At 69.1% G+C, this 15,086-nt stretch carries 15 protein-coding genes and 3 pseudogenes; 8 read left to right on the top strand and 10 right to left on the bottom strand.

Annotated elements, in window-relative coordinates; genetic code table 11:
- Nucleotides 1-61 precede the first annotated feature (61 nt).
- Nucleotides 62-745: a FadR/GntR family transcriptional regulator gene (locus FCH28_RS22250; protein ID WP_136741839.1), complete on the top strand. Its 684-nt coding sequence runs from the start codon at nucleotides 62-64 to the stop codon at nucleotides 743-745.
- Here the strand turns inward: FCH28_RS22250 and FCH28_RS22245 are convergent.
- The 3 genes from FCH28_RS22245 to fabG all read right to left on the bottom strand — a co-directional run bounded on the left by FCH28_RS22245 (nucleotide 723) and on the right by fabG (nucleotide 2,709).
- Nucleotides 723-1,079, bottom strand: coding sequence for a hypothetical protein (locus FCH28_RS22245; RefSeq protein WP_136741838.1), 357 nt, complete (start codon nucleotides 1,077-1,079; stop codon nucleotides 723-725). The genes FCH28_RS22250 and FCH28_RS22245 overlap by 23 nt on opposite strands.
- Before the next feature lie 143 nt (nucleotides 1,080-1,222).
- Nucleotides 1,223-1,999 (bottom strand): enoyl-ACP reductase FabI, encoded by a 777-nt coding sequence (gene fabI, locus FCH28_RS22240; protein ID WP_136741837.1) that lies wholly within the window; start codon nucleotides 1,997-1,999, stop codon nucleotides 1,223-1,225.
- Nucleotides 2,000-2,004: 5 nt separating this feature from the next.
- On the bottom strand, nucleotides 2,005-2,709 hold the full coding sequence (gene fabG / locus FCH28_RS22235) for a 3-oxoacyl-[acyl-carrier-protein] reductase (protein ID WP_136741836.1): 705 nt from the start codon (nucleotides 2,707-2,709) through the stop codon (nucleotides 2,005-2,007).
- A gap of 317 nt (nucleotides 2,710-3,026) precedes the next feature.
- Between fabG and FCH28_RS22230 the strand changes: the two genes are divergently transcribed.
- A complete protein-coding gene (locus FCH28_RS22230) occupies nucleotides 3,027-4,562 on the top strand; it encodes a TldD/PmbA family protein (protein ID WP_246103070.1) in 1,536 nt (511 codons plus the stop codon).
- Nucleotides 4,563-5,852: 1,290 nt separating this feature from the next.
- Here FCH28_RS22230 and FCH28_RS39315 read toward each other — a convergent pair.
- The 3 genes and pseudogenes from FCH28_RS39315 to FCH28_RS22220 all read right to left on the bottom strand — a co-directional run.
- Nucleotides 5,853-5,999 (bottom strand): annotated as a pseudogene (locus tag FCH28_RS39315) (IS5/IS1182 family transposase); the annotation flags it as partial.
- Nucleotides 6,000-6,527: 528 nt separating this feature from the next.
- Nucleotides 6,528-6,830: a hypothetical protein gene (locus FCH28_RS22225; protein WP_136741834.1), complete on the bottom strand. Its 303-nt coding sequence runs from the start codon at nucleotides 6,828-6,830 to the stop codon at nucleotides 6,528-6,530.
- A gap of 127 nt (nucleotides 6,831-6,957) precedes the next feature.
- Nucleotides 6,958-7,305 (bottom strand): annotated as a pseudogene (locus tag FCH28_RS22220) (transposase); the annotation flags it as partial.
- A 383-nt stretch (nucleotides 7,306-7,688) separates the two neighbouring features.
- On the opposite strand from FCH28_RS22220, the gene FCH28_RS22215 reads away from it, so the two are divergent.
- Nucleotides 7,689-7,985: a hypothetical protein gene (locus tag FCH28_RS22215; protein WP_136741833.1), complete on the top strand. Its 297-nt coding sequence runs from the start codon at nucleotides 7,689-7,691 to the stop codon at nucleotides 7,983-7,985.
- Between the two features lie 385 nt (nucleotides 7,986-8,370).
- Here FCH28_RS22215 and FCH28_RS22210 read toward each other — a convergent pair whose 3' ends face one another.
- Together FCH28_RS22210 and FCH28_RS22205 are read right to left on the bottom strand one after the other, a co-directional pair.
- Entirely contained in the window at nucleotides 8,371-8,565 is a 195-nt protein-coding gene (locus FCH28_RS22210; RefSeq protein WP_136741832.1) for a hypothetical protein, read from the bottom strand.
- Nucleotides 8,523-8,867, bottom strand: a complete 345-nt coding sequence (locus tag FCH28_RS22205) for a hypothetical protein (protein ID WP_136741831.1) — start codon at nucleotides 8,865-8,867, stop codon at nucleotides 8,523-8,525. Before FCH28_RS22205 ends, FCH28_RS22210 begins: the two co-directional genes overlap by 43 nt.
- A gap of 378 nt (nucleotides 8,868-9,245) precedes the next feature.
- Here FCH28_RS22205 and FCH28_RS22200 point away from each other — a divergent pair.
- From FCH28_RS22200 to tyrS, 3 genes and pseudogenes are all read left to right on the top strand, one after another.
- Nucleotides 9,246-9,512 (top strand): annotated as a pseudogene (locus tag FCH28_RS22200) (TldD/PmbA family protein); the annotation flags it as partial.
- Nucleotides 9,509-10,954, top strand: a complete 1,446-nt coding sequence (locus tag FCH28_RS22195) for a metallopeptidase TldD-related protein (RefSeq protein ID WP_136741830.1) — start codon at nucleotides 9,509-9,511, stop codon at nucleotides 10,952-10,954. The pseudogene FCH28_RS22200 and the gene FCH28_RS22195, both read left to right, overlap by 4 nt.
- A 145-nt stretch (nucleotides 10,955-11,099) precedes the next feature.
- Entirely contained in the window at nucleotides 11,100-12,503 is a 1,404-nt protein-coding gene (gene tyrS / locus FCH28_RS22190; RefSeq protein WP_136741829.1) for a tyrosine--tRNA ligase, read from the top strand.
- Nucleotides 12,504-12,593: 90 nt separating this feature from the next.
- Here tyrS and FCH28_RS22185 read toward each other — a convergent pair whose 3' ends face one another.
- Nucleotides 12,594-12,872: a GlsB/YeaQ/YmgE family stress response membrane protein gene (locus FCH28_RS22185; RefSeq protein ID WP_136741828.1), complete on the bottom strand. Its 279-nt coding sequence runs from the start codon at nucleotides 12,870-12,872 to the stop codon at nucleotides 12,594-12,596.
- 214 nt (nucleotides 12,873-13,086) lie between these two features.
- On the opposite strand from FCH28_RS22185, the gene FCH28_RS22180 reads away from it, so the two are divergent.
- Together FCH28_RS22180 and FCH28_RS22175 are read left to right on the top strand one after the other, a co-directional pair.
- Nucleotides 13,087-13,461, top strand: coding sequence for a DUF3099 domain-containing protein (locus tag FCH28_RS22180; RefSeq protein WP_136741827.1), 375 nt, complete (start codon nucleotides 13,087-13,089; stop codon nucleotides 13,459-13,461).
- Between the two features lie 198 nt (nucleotides 13,462-13,659).
- A complete protein-coding gene (locus tag FCH28_RS22175; RefSeq protein ID WP_136741826.1) occupies nucleotides 13,660-13,899 on the top strand; it encodes a hypothetical protein in 240 nt (79 codons plus the stop codon).
- 81 nt (nucleotides 13,900-13,980) lie between these two features.
- Here the strand turns inward: FCH28_RS22175 and moaA are convergent, their stop codons facing one another.
- The gene (gene moaA, locus FCH28_RS22170; protein ID WP_136741825.1) at nucleotides 13,981-14,970 is read right to left on the bottom strand and encodes a GTP 3',8-cyclase MoaA; all 990 of its coding nucleotides are present in this window, start codon (nucleotides 14,968-14,970) and stop codon (nucleotides 13,981-13,983) included.
- Between the last annotated feature and the right edge of the window lie 116 nt (nucleotides 14,971-15,086).

Raw genomic sequence — 15,086 nt, 5'->3', positions numbered from 1 at the left:
TGCCGCGAGCTGTCGATAGCCTCAGCGGTCCGCGCCCGATCCACCCCTCCGGAGCTCAGCCATGCCCCTGACCTCGCCCCGCCGGTCCGCGCTGGCCGACCAGGTGATCGCGCAGCTGCGCGCCCAGATCACCTCCGGCGAATGGCCCGTGGGCTCCCGGATCCCGACCGAGCCGGCACTCGTCGAGCAGCTCGGGGTGGCCCGCAACACCGTCCGCGAGGCCGTCCGGGCGCTCGCCCACAACGGGCTGCTCGACATCCGGCAGGGCTCGGGCACCTATGTGGTGGCGACCAGCGAGCTGGCGGGGGTGATGAACCGCCGCTTCGCGGGCGCCGAGCCCGGACATGTCGCCGAGCTGCGCAGCGCCCTGGAGGCGTCGGCCGCCCGGCTCGCGGCGCAGCGGCGTACCGCGCAGGACCTGCGGCAGATCGACGCGCTGCTGGAGCGCCGCGAGGAGGCATGGGAATCGGGGGCTGCGGAAACTTTCGTGGAAGCCGACGCAACGTTGCACATGGCGATCGTGTCGGCCTCGCACAACGAGGTGCTGGCCGAGATCTACGCCGACCTCGGGGGTGTGCTCCGCGACTTCCTGCGGGCCGATGTCGGTGAGGTGCTGCGGCCCGAGGCCCATATGGACCATGCCCGCCTGGTGGAGGCGATCCGCGCGGGCGACGGCGAGCTGGCCGCCGCCGAGGCGAGCGCGCACCCGTTCGGCTGCCGGCTCACCCGCCTGGAGCGTGACTGACCCAGAGATCCGCGATCTCCTGCCAGCAGCGGCCGGCGAGGGTGGCGTGCTGCGCGGGGCCGATGGTCACACCCCGGGCGTCGGTGTCGACATCCGGGTCGTACCACCGCTTGCACTCTATGTGCAGCCGCACCCTGCTGTTGTTGCCGTTGGGGTTGAAGCAGGTGGCGGTGCCGATGCTGCCCACGACCTTGGTGCGGCACTGGGCGTGTGGCGGCTCCTGCGGGTCGTCGGACGCGGCCGGCGGTACGGCCTGCGCGGCAGGTGCGGTGACCCCCAGGAAGGCGGCCAGGGTGATCGTCAGGGCTGCCGTACGGCGTCGGGATGTGGGCACGCCGGTACCTCCTCCCCACGATGCGCCGGGAGGGTCCCGGACGCCTCATCCAGTGTGTGGTGAGGCCCGGCAGCTCTCGACTCGAAAACGCGTTCTGCCCGCCCCGGCGTACCGGGACGGGCAGTGCGGATGCGGGATCGGCGTCAGGCGCCCATCATGTGCACACCGCCGTCGACGTGCACGATCTCGCCGGTCGTCTTCGGGAAGAAGTCCGAGAGCAGACCGACGACGCCGCGGCCCGCCGGCTCCGGGTCGGCCAGGTCCCAGCCGATCGGCGCGCGGTGGTTCCAGACGTCCGCCAGCTCCTCGAAGCCCGGGATGGACTTGGCGGCCATCGACTTGATCGGGCCGGCCGAGACCATGTTGACGCGGATGTTCCGCCCGCCCAGGTCACGGGCCAGGTAGCGCCCGGTGGACTCCAGGGCGGCCTTGGCGACGCCCATCCAGTCGTACTTCGGCCAGGCGATCGACCCGTCGAAGGTGATGCCGACGACCGAGCCGCCGCCGCGCTTCTCCATCAGCGGCAGCAGCGCCATGGTCAGCGACTTCAGGGAGTACGAGGAGACCTGCAGCGCGGTCGAGACGTCCGCCCAGTCCGCCTCCAGGAAGTTGAAGGCGCCCTGCGGGCCGAAGGCGATCGAGTGCACGATGCCGTCGATGCCCTCGTCGTCACCGAAGTACTCACCGACCTTGGCGGCCAGACCGTCCAGGTGCTCCTGGTTGGTGACGTCCATCTCGATGACCGCGGTCGGCTCGGGCAGCCGCTTGGCGATGCGCTCCACGAGCGAGAGCCGCCCGAAGCCGGTGAGAACGACCTGCGCGCCCTGCTCCTGCGCGACCTTGGCCGTGTGGAAGGCGATGGACCCCTCGGTGAGGACTCCGGTGACCAGGATGCGCTTGCCTGCGAGGATTCCACTCATGCTGCTCAGTGACCCATGCCCAATCCGCCGTCCACGGGAATGACGGCTCCAGTGATGTACGCGGCCTCGTCGGAGGCCAGGAAGCGGACCGAGGAGGCGACCTCCTCGGGCTGCGCGTAACGCGCGAGCGGCACCTGCTTCACGATGTTCTCCCGCTGCTCGTCGGTGAGCACACGGGTCATGTCGGTGTCGACGAAGCCGGGCGCGACGACGTTGACGGTGATGTTACGGCTGCCCAGCTCCCGGGCGAGCGAGCGGGCGAAGCCCACCAGACCGGCCTTGGAGGCGGCGTAGTTCGACTGGCCCGGGGCGCCCATGAGGCCGACCACGGACGAGATCAGCACGATGCGTCCCTTGCGGGCCCGCAGCATCGCCCGGTTGGCGCGCTTGACCACCCGGAACGTGCCGGTGAGGTTGGTCTCCAGGACCGACGCGAAGTCCTCCTCGGACATCCGCATCAGCAACTGGTCGCGGGTGACACCGGCGTTGGCCACCAGCACCTCGACCGCGCCCTGCTTCTCCTCGATCTCCTTGTACGCCTGCTCAACCTGCTCGGCGTCCGTGATGTCGCACTTCACGGCCAAAAACCCAGCGGGCGGCTCACCCGAGCGGTAGGTGATGGCGACCTTGTCGCCTGCCTCGGCGAAGGCGCGGGCAATGGCGAGGCCGATGCCGCGGTTGCCTCCAGTGACCAGAACCGAGCGGCTCAAGAGATCACCCTTTCCGTTTCCTGTCCGTTCCGTCGTACTGCGTTCGATACGAAACTATCGGTCACGGGGCCCGGAAGAGGAATCGAGGCCACACAGGCACGCGCGCCGGTCACTGTCGGGTCCCCACAGAATTTCCGGCCGCCGCCCCGGGCCGCGGCCGACACGCCCTCCCCCGCATTCCGCCGTATTCCTCCGGCTTCCCCTGGTCGGCGCCGTGGGGCCGGCGCGCCGCGCCCCGCGGCCCGTGCCGTCTGGGCCCGGCGGGCACCACAAGGCATGATGCATGCGCCGACATGCGCCGACGACGAGGGGACGCCGTGCCCGCTTCACCCCATGCCCTTGACGAGACGTTCCTGGCGCTGCCGTTGGGCGCCCTCGCCGACGCCGCGCTGGCCCGGGCCCGCGCCCTGGGCGCCGAACACGCCGACTTCCGCCTGGAGCGGGTGCGCAGCGCCTCCTGGCGACTGCGGGACGCGCGGACGTCCGGGACCTCCGACACCACCGACCTGGGGTATGCGGTACGGGTGGTGCACGGTGGCGCCTGGGGGTTCGCGTCCGGGGTGGATCTGACCATGGACGCGGCGGCCCGGGTGGCTTCCCAGGCCGTGGCGATGGCGAAGCTGTCCGCGAAGGTGATCGACGCGGCCGGCTCCGAGGAGCTCGTGGAACTGGCCCCGGAGCCCGCGCACCCGGACCGCACCTGGATCTCCTCGTACGACATCAACCCGTTCGAGGTCCCGGACGCCGAGAAGACCGGGCTGCTCGCGGAGTGGAGCGAGCGGCTGCTGGCCGCGCCGGGCGTGGCGCACGCGGACGCGTCGCTGCTCACCGTCCAGGAGAACAAGTTCTACGCGGACACCGCGGGCACCAGCACCACCCAGCAGCGGGTACGGCTCTATCCCCACCTGACGGCGGTCGCGGTGGACCCGTCGAGCGGCGAGTTCGACTCGATGCGCACCCTGGCGCCCCCGGCCGGCCGCGGCTGGGAGTACCTGACCGACGGCCGCTACGACTGGGACGGCGAGCTGGCCCGGATCCCCGACCAGCTCGCCGAGAAGATGCGCGCGCCGAGCGTCGAGCCGGGGACGTACGACCTCGTCGTGGACCCGTCCAACCTGTGGCTGACGATCCACGAGTCGATCGGCCACGCCACCGAACTGGACCGCGCGCTGGGCTACGAGGCGGCGTACGCCGGCACCTCGTTCGCCACCTTCGACCAGCTCGGGAAGCTGGCCTACGGCTCCGAGATCATGAACGTGACGGGCGACCGCACCGCCGAGCACGGGCTGGCGACGATCGGCTACGACGACGAGGGGGTGGCCGCGCAGTCCTGGGACCTGATCAAGGACGGGACCCTGGTCGGCTATCAACTCGACCGCAGAATCGCGAAGTTGACCGGTTTCCCGCGCTCCAACGGGTGCGCGTTCGCGGACTCGCCGGGCCATGTGCCGGTGCAGCGGATGGCGAACGTCTCGCTCCGGCCGGCACCGGACGGGCCGTCCACGGAGGAGCTGATCGGCGGGGTGGAGCGGGGCATCTATGTCGTCGGCGACCGCTCCTGGTCGATCGATATGCAGCGGTACAACTTCCAGTTCACACAGCAGAGGGCATACGCCATCCGCAACGGGCGCCTTTGCGGACAGCTCCGGGATGTTGCCTACCAGGGAATCACACCGGAATTCTGGGGCTCCATGGAGGCCATCGGCGGACCTCGGACTTACGTGCTCGGAGGGGCCTTCAACTGCGGAAAAGCCCAACCAGGCCAGATCGCGGCGGTGTCTCACGGGTGCCCCTCAGCGATGTTCCGGAAGGTAAACATCCTGAACGCTTCGGCCGAGTCGGGGCGCCCCTGACAAGGCAGCCTCTCAGGGCCGGAAGTCTGCACCGGGTCGACACGCGATCACGACGAACCTCGTCGTGCAATCGGCGGTGCCAATTGGGTGAACTGCACGGTTCTGGCGTCTACTCAATGGGAGCCGGGGAACGCCCCAAGAGCCGTTATGTCGAGCCCTCGGAGTTTCCTTTCATGCGCGTACGAGCCCTTGGCGCTGTACTGCTGTCCACTGCCGCAGCCGGAGTCATCGCAGCGAGTCCTGCGGCCGCCGTCCCCACGGATGGTGACCAGCGCCCCATTTTGCCCAAGTACACCCCCACCATTGCCCGCAAAGCGGTTGACCTGGCTGACCGACTGCCCTGCACCTGGGACTTGTCCACACCGGGCTCGGCGATCTGCAGATAGGGAAGCCGTTGGCCCACCGAGCAGGCTCCAGGCCACATCGCCCCAGTCATCGCGGCCCCCTCGCCGGGGGTCAGCCGGGGCGGGACGATGAGGCCCTTGAAGGGTTCCAGCTTCAGCCCAAGGCGATTGTGCACCGTCCGGGCCCCTCGATCCATCGCTCTGCGCACGAGATGGCCATAGACCGGCTCCGTGGTCCTGGTGGTGCGGTGCCCCACCCAGGCCGCGATCTCGAACAGCGGGATATCGGCGTGGATGGCTTCGGAGACGAAGAAGTGTCGGAAGCTCTTCGGCGTGTACTGTGGCGTGCCCGCTGACTTGGCCGCCGCCTTGAATTGGTCCAGGAACCAGCCATAGGACGGGTGGCGGTCATTCAGCCTCGGGGACTCAAAGAACCAGCGTAATCTCCATGCGGCCGACTCCGTCAACACCCCGTGGTGGCAGAAGTTTGGCCTGGAATGGGGCGTCTATTTCGGCACTGAGATTTCGTGCAAATTTCCCAACACCCTTCCGTGTTATGACAGGAGCACGGAGGTTCCCTACACGTTCCCTGACGCTGACGCCGGCGCCCAGGACGGTGTGAACCCCACGCTCCGTCCGGGCATTCCGGCTCTGCAGGGAGATGAGCCTGGCAAGGGCGGGCAGGATACGGATGTGCCGTCCGGCCAGACGACCGGTGACGCGGACCATACGAATGTGACACCGGCGAGGACTCCGAGGGCCAGAACCACACGGACGTGACGCCTGGCCAGGACGCCGAGGATCACGACCAAACAGACGTGACGCCTGGTCAGGATGCTGATGAGGCCCCGGCCGACGCGGCGCATGACGTGGAGGAATACGCCCGCTAGGCCCGGCGGGCGGGCCGGCTGCGGGAGGCCGAGACCGACCTCGAACACCGTGCGATCATCCGCCCCCTTACTGCCCGGAGGCTGACGGAGTCGATCGCGCACCGGGACCAGTCCAGATCACCGCAGGTGCCGAGTTCGTCGAGGACGGTGCGGTGGAGTCGGGCCCAGACCTGGTCCCGACTCCACTGGGCGAAGCGCCGGTAGCGACGTCTCAGTCGGCATGTTCGGGGGATACAAGTCCACGGGACGCCACGGGCGTCTTGGAACGAAAAGGTGATGTCGCCCGCTGCGGGGCTCAGGTCTTTCGGCGGGCCACTGCTGCCGAAGGACAGCGGGCCCTCCAGCCAGACGAACGGGAACCACGCGCGTGCTCCTGGGGCGACGAGCGGCTCAGGGCGCACTAGTCCTGCCCCCCCCCCAGCGATAGCGTCTGCCACGCTCCGTGTCGAACACGGCTACCCAGGCCCTTTCAAGTGCCAAGTCGGTCACATGCATTGCGGTGTGGTTCACGATCCACACCCCCGTGGGTGTGACCTCTTCGATCAGTACTTGCCGGGCATCGGCTTCCTCCGAGCGCTCGCGCGCCCGATGTTCTCTGCGGCCGTGCAGTCCACCGCACCGGCCGTGAGTCGGCAGCCTGCGCCGACGCAAATGGTGTCCCGCTGAGTGGTATAGCCGGTCGTGGCCCGGGAACGCGCGAGTGACGGTGGTCTCTGTCGCCCAGCGGTCCGCTACTGGATGACCTCGTAGATCTCCTTGTAGCCGGATACCGCGTTGCTGTTAAACGTATCGATCAGTGATTGGGCGTTCTCATCTGGATTCACGAAGAACGCTCGCTCCATGGTGAAGTACTGGTCAAGGCTGTCGAATTCCCATTGGCAGACGACCGTATCCATGGGACCGGAGTAATCGACGTAGATTCGCCGGTTCGCGTACCCGGCCTCTTCAAAGACCTTGGTGAGGGTCTTGAATGCCGCCACGATCTCCGGCGCCTTCCCGCGTTCAGCTTGGTAGACCTCGCGCATCATGTACATGATGTGATCCTGCTTTCCCACTAGAGCAGTAATCGACTAAGCAGGCGCCTTTTTAAGGCTAAGTCATCAAAATGTCGCCCGCATACCGAGCAAGGTCCGGCTCTCTTTGAACGCGTCGAGTTCGGCATCTACCGAGGACTCCGTGCACGTATGCCTCCATGGCCACGGCGATTAGAGCCCGGTCGATCCGTCGGAGCCGCTCCAGCCGCGAGGGGAAGAACGACCCGGTCCGCACGTTGGGGATCTTCAGATCGAGGTCGCCAGCCTGGGTGGTCAGCAACCTCTCCCGGCGCCCGTTACGCCAGGTGGTGCACTGGTCGGAGTGCTCGCCCGGGGCGGCGCCGATGGCCTCAGTGGCCTCGGCCTCGGTGAGCTCCTGCAGAATGCGCTCGCACAGCACCCTGATCGTCTCGACTCCGTCGGCCGTAGGCAGTGACCGAAGCAGCCGCATCAGGTCAGATCGAGACAAGGCCATCATGCGGCCTCCGGTCGAACTGGCCGTTCGCCAGGGAGACTTGCGCGAGGGCCCGCCCTTGTTCCGGGAGCACTCGCCGACAGCGGATGCCCGCTCCGAGCGGACACCCGCGCATTCCAGACGCTCAACCGCGGGCTTCAGCCGCACCCCGCCGGCGCTTTCACCGGCTCAGGTAGAGCCGTTGGGGGAGCGCCCGCACCTGTCGCGGCCAGGCGATGCCCTGACGTGCTCGGGGTGCGGAGTTCCGCGGCCGGCGCCAGTTCCCGAGGGTCAGAGAATCCGGCGCGTCATTGACTGCCTGCGCGGTGTTTCATATTAGCCTTTCATCACTGTACGAAGTCGATCAGTCACGGATCGCATCTGCTCAACTCACCGGAGATGAAATGCGCAAGCTTCGCAAAGCCGCTGTTGTGATCGCAGCCCTCGGCACCGTCGGCCTCCTCGGCGCCGGCGCCGCCCACGCCGACGAAGGTCAGCAACGCGGCCATGGCGGCCACGGCGGCCTGAATGCCCAGCAGGGCAGCTCCTGCCGGTCGCACGACCTGAACGTGGACGTCCTCGGCGAGGTCGGGATTCTCAACGGCCTGGCGGGCAGCGCGCTCAATGGCGAAGGCTCCCCGGGTGCACAGTCCAGCCACCTGGGCTCGACCATGGGCTGCGACAACAGCATCGGCGGCTAGTAAAAGGAAGGGTCCCGGTGTCCACGTCACAGGCCGGCGCCGGGACCCGTTCCTGACCCGCAGCAGCGCCCGGGCTCGGGTGTCCGCCCGATCCGCAGTCGGGCCGAACGGTGGACGGCCCGAAGGCCCCTCAGCCCCACTCAACCTCGGAGTGGACGTTCGAGGGGCCTCCCTGCGTCGGCAGGGGCGTTCCGGGCGCCTCTGCAGCGACGGACCGCCGACACTCCGAGCCAAGACCGAGCGCGCTCAGCACGTCAGCCATCTCGCTCACGTCACTGGCCGCTTGCGCTGGTCGCGGGCTTCTTCACGGTCAGCGGCAGCATCTTCTCGCCGCTGTCGCTCAGTTGTGGCCATGTGTCGAACTGCGGGCAGATGCCTCCACCCATTAAGCAGGTCGGATGCCCTCAGCGCGGCAGCCCACGGTCTCCGGCACGTTGGTGCGGGCGGTCAGGAGGAGATCTCCGTACTTGTGGTGGCGGCGTGTGACGACGCGGTGGTGCAGCAGGTCTGCCGCGCGAGCGTGTGCGCCGGTGTCGATCAGCGCGCGGGCGAGGGTGTCCTGGACGATTTCCCGTTCCATCCGGACTCCCCCCCCATGCGTTCGGCTTGTTCCCCGAAGTCGGTCAGGAGATCCACTGCGGCGCCACGGCGGCCGGAGGTGACGTGCGCCAGGGCTTGGACGACAGGGGCGAGCACTTCGCGGTAGTCGGGCCGGTCATCGGTGGCCGCCTCGACGGCCAGGGCCAGGGCCAGGTTGAAGGTGCGGAAGATCTCGGCCATACCGCCTGGTGCCGCCGGCAGAGCTCGTACATGCTCCAGGTCTCTCCTGCGTGCCGTTTCCTGTACGGCCAGCAACAGGCGCCAGTTCGTCGCCGACCGCATGCCCACGTCCTCCCGGCGAAGTACCTCGTCCGCCCGGCGACGGGTGTCCGCGAAGTCGCCGCAAGCCAGCGACCGCAGAGCCGTGTGCCAGTTCAGATGAACTGCACAGCCTCTGGGTCGGCGGCCGGCAACTGATCGAGGAACGAGGTGGACGCTGGCCCGGCTCCCAGCTCCTGCTCCGCATGAGCCCGTGCGTGCGCCGCCGCGTCCGAGCGGGGATGCAACATAGGCTCTGTTCCCAGGTCGACACCAAGTCATCACCAGACCCCGCACAGTCCGGTTTCAACCGGTATGAACAGGGATTGAGGGCAGAGCATGAATAGCCGCCTGACCTGCACAGATGCCCGTCGGAGGGGTATGCCCTCCGCTCCCCCGGTGAACTTCCGGTTCACCGGTCAGCGGTTCTTCCGTATCGAGAACGGACGGCCGGCCGGGCAGCTGCGCGATGTGGCCTATCAGGCGACGACCACCGACTTCTGGGGGTCGATGAGCGCGGTGGGCGGGCCGCAGACGTACGTACTGGGCGACGCGTTCAACTGCGGGAAGGCGCAGCCGGGGCAGATCGCGGCGGTGTCGCACGGGTGCCCGTCGGCCCTCTTCGAGGGCGTGAACATCCTCAACACCACCCAGGAGGCGGGTCGATGAGCCGCAGCACCAGCACGCCGCACGAGATCGTCGAGCGGGCCCTGGAACTCTCCCGGGCCGACGGCTGTGTCGTCATCGCCGATGAGCGGTCCAGCGCCAATCTGCGCTGGGCGGGCAACGCGCTCACCACCAACGGCGTCACCCGCGGGCGGACGCTGACCGTCATCGCGACCGTGGACGGCGCGGAGGGCACCGCGTCCGGTGTGGTCTCCCGGTCGGCGGTGACCGCGGACGACCTGGAGCCGCTGGTACGGGCCGCGGAGGCGGCCGCCCGGGACGCGGGGCCGGCCGAGGACGCCCAGCCGCTGGTCGGCGGCGCAAAGGAGTCCGCCGGCTTCACCGACGCGCCCGCCGAGACCTCCTCGGAGGTCTTCGCGGCGTTCGCGCCGGCGCTCGGCGAGTCCTTCCGGCAGGCCCGCGCGGGCGGCCGCGAGCTGTACGGGTTCGCCCACCACGAGATGGTCTCCTCCTACTTGGGCAGCTCCGCCGGGCTGCGGCTGCGGCACGACCAGCCCACCGGGACGCTGGAGCTCAACGCCAAGTCCGCGGGCCCCGGCGCGGCCGCCGCCCGTTCGGCCTGGGCCGGCCGGGCGACCCGTGACTTCACCGATGTCGACCCGCGGGAGCTGGATGCCGACCTGGCCCGGCGGCTGGCCTGGGCCGAGCGGCGGGTCGAGCTGCCGGCCGGGCGCTACGAGACGCTGCTGCCGCCGACCGCCGTCGCCGACCTGCTGATCTACCAGCTGTGGTCGTCCTCGGCGCGGGACGCCGCCGAGGGCCGTACGGTCTTCTCCAAGCCTGCCGACGGGGACGGCGACGCGGCACGGCCCGGGGCCGGCACCCGGCTCGGCGAGCGGCTCTCCGAGCTGCCGCTGACCTTGCGCAGCGACCCGGGGGCTTCCGGTCTGGAGTGCGCTCCGTTCGTGCTGGCGCATTCCTCCGGGGACGACGCGTCGGTCTTCGACAACGGGCTGCCCCTGCCGGCCACCGAGTGGATGCGGGACGGTGTGCTCAACCGGCTGATCACCACCCGGCACACCGCCGGGCTGACCGGCCTCCCTGTGGCGCCCGGCATCGACAACCTCCTTCTGGAGGCGGGCGGTTCACGTTCCCTGGACGAGATGGTGGCCGCGAGCGGCCATGACGGTCCCGCGCTGCTGCTGACCTGCCTGTGGTACATCCGCGAGGTCGATCCGGCGACGCTGCTGCTGACCGGGCTGACCCGGGACGGCGTCTACCTGGTGGAGAACGGCGAGGTCGTCGGCGAGGTCAACAACTTCCGCTTCAACGAGTCGCCGGTGGACCTGCTCTCCCGTGCGGTGGAGGCGGGCCGTACGGAGCGGACGCTGCCGCGCGAGTGGAGCGACTACTTCACGCGGGCGGCGACGCCGGCGCTGCGGATCCCGGACTTCAACATGAGCTCCGTCAGCCAGGGGGTGTGAGCGACAGCCGTCGGGGGTGGGTGCAAGAGGGCCGGGAGCCCTGAGGAGGCCCGGGAGGCCGGGGGACGGCCGGACTTGTCACACCTGGCTAATAGACTGTCCGTCTGTCCTCCCGTTTCGGGAACCACGATCGATCAGGGACGCCATGACACGCCTCGGCGAATCCGTCGCCCGCGCCACCACGCTGCTCTCCGCCGACCTCTCCTCGGACGCGACCGTCCAGGAGCTGCTCAAGGAGACGGGCTCGCGGCGCTATCTCGACCTGACGGACCTGCCCGCCAAGGAGCAGGCGGAGCTGATCGCGGCCCGTACGGTCGAGGTGCTGCCGGGCGTGGACAAACTGGCCGAGCGCATCGAGGAGCGCCGGGCAGCCGGCAAGGGCCTGCACATCAAGCTGGGTATCGACCCGACGGCGACCGATGTGCACCTGGGCCACGCGGTGCCGCTGATCATCCTCAGCCGGTTCCAGCGGCTGGGCCACGACGTCACGCTGATCATCGGTGACTTCACCGCGAAGATCGGCGACCCGTCGGGGCGTACCGCCGAGCGTCCGCCGCTGACCGACGAGGACATCGCGCAGAACCTCGCCACCTACCGCGAACAGGTGCGCCCCTTCTTCGACTTCGAGAAGGTCAGCTTCCGGCAGAACAGCGAGTGGCTGGCGCCGTACACCTTCCCCGAGCTGCTCGGGCTGCTCGCCCAGGTCCCGGCGTCGCAGCTGCTGCAGCGCGAGGACTTCCGCAACCGGCTGGCCGCCGGCTCCGGTCTGACGATGACGGAGCTGCTGTACCCCATCGCCCAGGGCCTGGACTCGGTGGCGCTGGAGTGCGATGTGGAGCTGGGCGGTTCGGACCAGCTGCTCAATCTGCAGATGGGCCGCAAGCTGATGGAGCTGCGCGGGCAGCGGCCGCAGCTGGTGGTGACCATGCCGCTGATCGAGGGCACGGACGGCACCGGCGCCAAGATGTCCAAGTCCAAGGGCAATTACGTCGGTCTGAGCGCCCCCGCCGACGATGTCTTCGGCAAGATCATGTCGGTGCCGGACCGGCTGATGGAGCCGTACCTCAAGGCGTGGACGGAGTGGACCGACGAGGAGATCACGCTCGTCCTGGGCCGGGTCACGGACCGGTCGCTGCACCCGATGGACCTCAAGAAGATCCTCGCGGGCGAGGTCGTCACCGCGCTGTACGGGCTGGACGCGGCGATGGCGGCGCGGGCCGGGTTCGTCGCACAGTTCTCGAAGAAGTCGTTCGCCGATGTCGGCACGCTGCCCGTCGTGGATCTCGCCGAGCACGGCGCGGAGACGGTGACCGCGGTGCTGACGACCGTGCTGGAGTTCACGCCCAGCGCCTCGGCCGCGCGCCGGCTGGCCAAGCAGAACGCGCTGCGGCTGGTCGTGGAGGGCGAGGGCGGCCAGGAGACCGTGGTGCTCTCCGAGGCGGAATCGGTGCGGCCGCTGGACGCGGTGCTGGCCGAGAAGCTGGCGGGCTCGCCGGGCGCCGTGTACCTGAAGGCCGGTCGGAAGCTGGCGCACATCGAGGGGCGCTGACCCCAAGGACGCTGATTCGCGGAGCTGATTCGCGGATGCGACGGTGGCCGGTGCAGAGGGTGCACCGGCCACCGTCGTGTTTCGTGCTCGCTAGGTGACCCGGCCTCTGCCGCCCCGTGCGGACACCCACAGACGGTCGCCCACTCCGACGATGAGAACAGCGCCGATGAGCTGCAGGATATGGCGGGTCCAGTCGATGCCGGGGGTTTCGTTCACCCCGATGCCGGTGGCCAGCCAGTTGCCCAGGACGCTGCCGAGCATGCCGAAGATCACGGTCAGCCAGAGGGGAATCTGCTGCTTGCCAGGGATGACTGCCTTTGCGATCAGGCCCAGGACCAGGCCCACGATGATGGCCCACAACCACGTCATGACGCCTCCCGACGGAGCCCTTAAGGGTGCTCCGTCAGTGTCGCTCCGCATGACCTACGGCGCACGCGGGACGGGGGCGTACGCAGTGTGGGCTGCTGTACCTGGCCATACGTCGGCACGACCCGGTCTCGAAGGCGGCGGAGCCGCGGCGTACCGTGGGAAGCGACCGGAAAGCGGGGAGAATCCGGCACGACTGACCAGGTGGTGGAACGCGATGCGGAAGCACAGCGACGGCGAGACCTTCCGGATCACGGGGGCCCGCCAGGGGCTGTCGGAGGATGTGCGGGGGCGGCAGCGGCGCTATGTGATCTCGATGTCGGTGCGCACGGTGGCCGTGGTACTGACCGCCGTTCTGTGGAACATCGAGCGTCCGATCGCCATTGCAACGCTGATTCTGGGGATCGCGCTCCCCTACATCGCGGTCGTCATCGCCAACGCGGGCCGGGAGAACGCCCCTTCGCTGCCCAAGACGTTCGTGGCGCCGCCGGCCCGGCCGATGCTCACCGGCGGTCCTGCGGGCGGTCATGCGGAATCCGTTCCGGAGCGGCGGGGCGCCGATTCTCCGGACGCGCGGAGCGACCGGAACTGACCGCTACGGGTCTGCAAAGCTCAAGAAAAGCTCAGATCAATGATGTGGATCCGGTGCACCACGCACCATTCCCCGTGACATACTGCGTACGCGCTCCGCATCCCCCGTCGGAGCGACGGACCGACGCCGGGCGGCTCCCCCCGTGGCTGCCCGGCGTCGCCATGTCCGCACCCGGATGCGGGACGTAGGGTTGAGGCCGTGAACTCCCCTGATCTTCCCAGCTCCGACGAGAGCACCGTCATCTGCTCCGCCAAGGGCTGCCGTGCCGCCGCGGTATGGGTGCTGGCCTGGAACAACCCGAAATTGCACACCCCGGACCGGCGCAAGACCTGGCTCGCCTGCGACGAGCACCGGGAGCATCTGTCGCAGTTCCTCGGACTGCGCGGCTTCCTCAAGGACGTGGTGACGCTGGAGGAATGGGAGGCGTCGGCCCGTTAGCCGGCCCGCCCGGGGCAGGGCCGCAGCGCCTTTCCGACCCTGCCCCCTCGGACAGGCGCCGGCCACCCGAACAGGCTCTGGCTAGCCGCCGATCGCGGACATCGGGCGCTCGGGCTGGAGGAACGACGGGTCGTCCAGGCCGGAGCCCGCCTTCTTGCCCCACATCGCGAGCTTCCATATGCGGGCGATCTCGGCGTCGGGCGCGTCCGAGCGCAGCGCCGTCCGCAGATCGGTCTCCTCGGTGGCGAACAGACAGGTACGTATCTGGCCGTCGGCGGTCAGCCGGGTGCGGTCGCAGGCGCGGCAGAACGGGCGGGTGACGGAGGCGATGACGCCGACGCGGTGCGGGCCGCCGTCGACAACCCAGCGCTCGGCGGGCGCGGAGCCGCGTTCGTCCTGGGCCTCGGGGGTCAGCTCGAAGCGGGTGCGCAGGGAGGTGAGGATGTCGCCGGCGGTGATCATGCCGTCGCGCTTCCAGCCGTGCTGGGCGTCCAGCGGCATCTGCTCGATGAAGCGGAGCTCGTAGTCGTGCTCGATCGCCCAGGCCAGCAGGTCGGGGGCCTCGTCGTCGTTGAGGGACGGCATGAGGACGGCGTTGACCTTGACCGGGGTGAGGCCGGCGGCGCGGGCCGCTTCCAGGCCGCGCAGAACGTCGTCATGGCGCTTGCGGCGGGTCATCTTCTGGAAGACGTCCGGCCGCAGGGTGTCGAGGGAGACGTTGACGCGGTCCAGCCCGGCGTCGCGGAGCGCGGCGGCGGTGCGCTCGAGGCCGATGCCGTTGGTGGTGAGCGACATCTGGGGGCGGGGGGCGAGCGCCGCGACGCGCTCGACGATGCCGACCAGGCCGGGGCGGAGCAGCGGCTCGCCGCCGGTGAAGCGGACCTCTTCGATCCCGAGGTCGCGCACGGCGATGTCGATCAGGCGGACGATCTCGTCATCGGTGAGCAGATCGGGCTTCGCCAGCCATTGCAGGCCTTCTTCGGGCATGCAGTACGTACACCGCAGATTGCACCGGTCGGTCAGCGAAACCCGCAGGTCGGTGGCCACGCGGCCGTAGGTGTCGATGAGCACTGGGCCCCCTCCCTGACTGTATGGATCAGTACGTCTTCGAGACTACGTGATGGGTCCGACAGAGAGCAGGCGTGGGAAGCACGAGGTGGGCGGGGCGGCCTCGTAGAGATCTACGA

The sequence above is a fragment of the Streptomyces piniterrae genome (genome assembly GCF_005048155.1).
Classification (GTDB): Bacteria; Actinomycetota; Actinomycetes; order Streptomycetales; family Streptomycetaceae; genus Streptomyces; species Streptomyces piniterrae.
The sequence above is the reverse complement of the archived record's forward strand: the minus strand, read 5'-3'. Positions and strand labels throughout refer to the sequence as shown.

Bases quoted from the DNA above. Each gene is read 5' to 3' on its own strand.
- FCH28_RS22250 (WP_136741839.1), top strand. From the start codon at position 62: ATGCCCCTGACCTCGCCCCGCCGGTCCGCGCTGGCCGACCAGGTGATC.
- fabI (WP_136741837.1), bottom strand. From the start codon at position 1,999: ATGAGTGGAATCCTCGCAGGCAAGCGCATCCTGGTCACCGGAGTCCTC.
- FCH28_RS22225 (WP_136741834.1), bottom strand. From the start codon at position 6,830: ATGTACATGATGCGCGAGGTCTACCAAGCTGAACGCGGGAAGGCGCCG.
- FCH28_RS22215 (WP_136741833.1), top strand. From the start codon at position 7,689: ATGCGCAAGCTTCGCAAAGCCGCTGTTGTGATCGCAGCCCTCGGCACC.
- FCH28_RS22210 (WP_136741832.1), bottom strand. From the start codon at position 8,565: ATGGAACGGGAAATCGTCCAGGACACCCTCGCCCGCGCGCTGATCGAC.
- FCH28_RS22205 (WP_136741831.1), bottom strand. From the start codon at position 8,867: ATGCGGTCGGCGACGAACTGGCGCCTGTTGCTGGCCGTACAGGAAACG.
- FCH28_RS22195 (WP_136741830.1), top strand. From the start codon at position 9,509: ATGAGCCGCAGCACCAGCACGCCGCACGAGATCGTCGAGCGGGCCCTG.
- tyrS (WP_136741829.1), top strand. From the start codon at position 11,100: ATGACACGCCTCGGCGAATCCGTCGCCCGCGCCACCACGCTGCTCTCC.
- FCH28_RS22185 (WP_136741828.1), bottom strand. From the start codon at position 12,872: ATGACGTGGTTGTGGGCCATCATCGTGGGCCTGGTCCTGGGCCTGATC.
- FCH28_RS22180 (WP_136741827.1), top strand. From the start codon at position 13,087: ATGCGGAAGCACAGCGACGGCGAGACCTTCCGGATCACGGGGGCCCGC.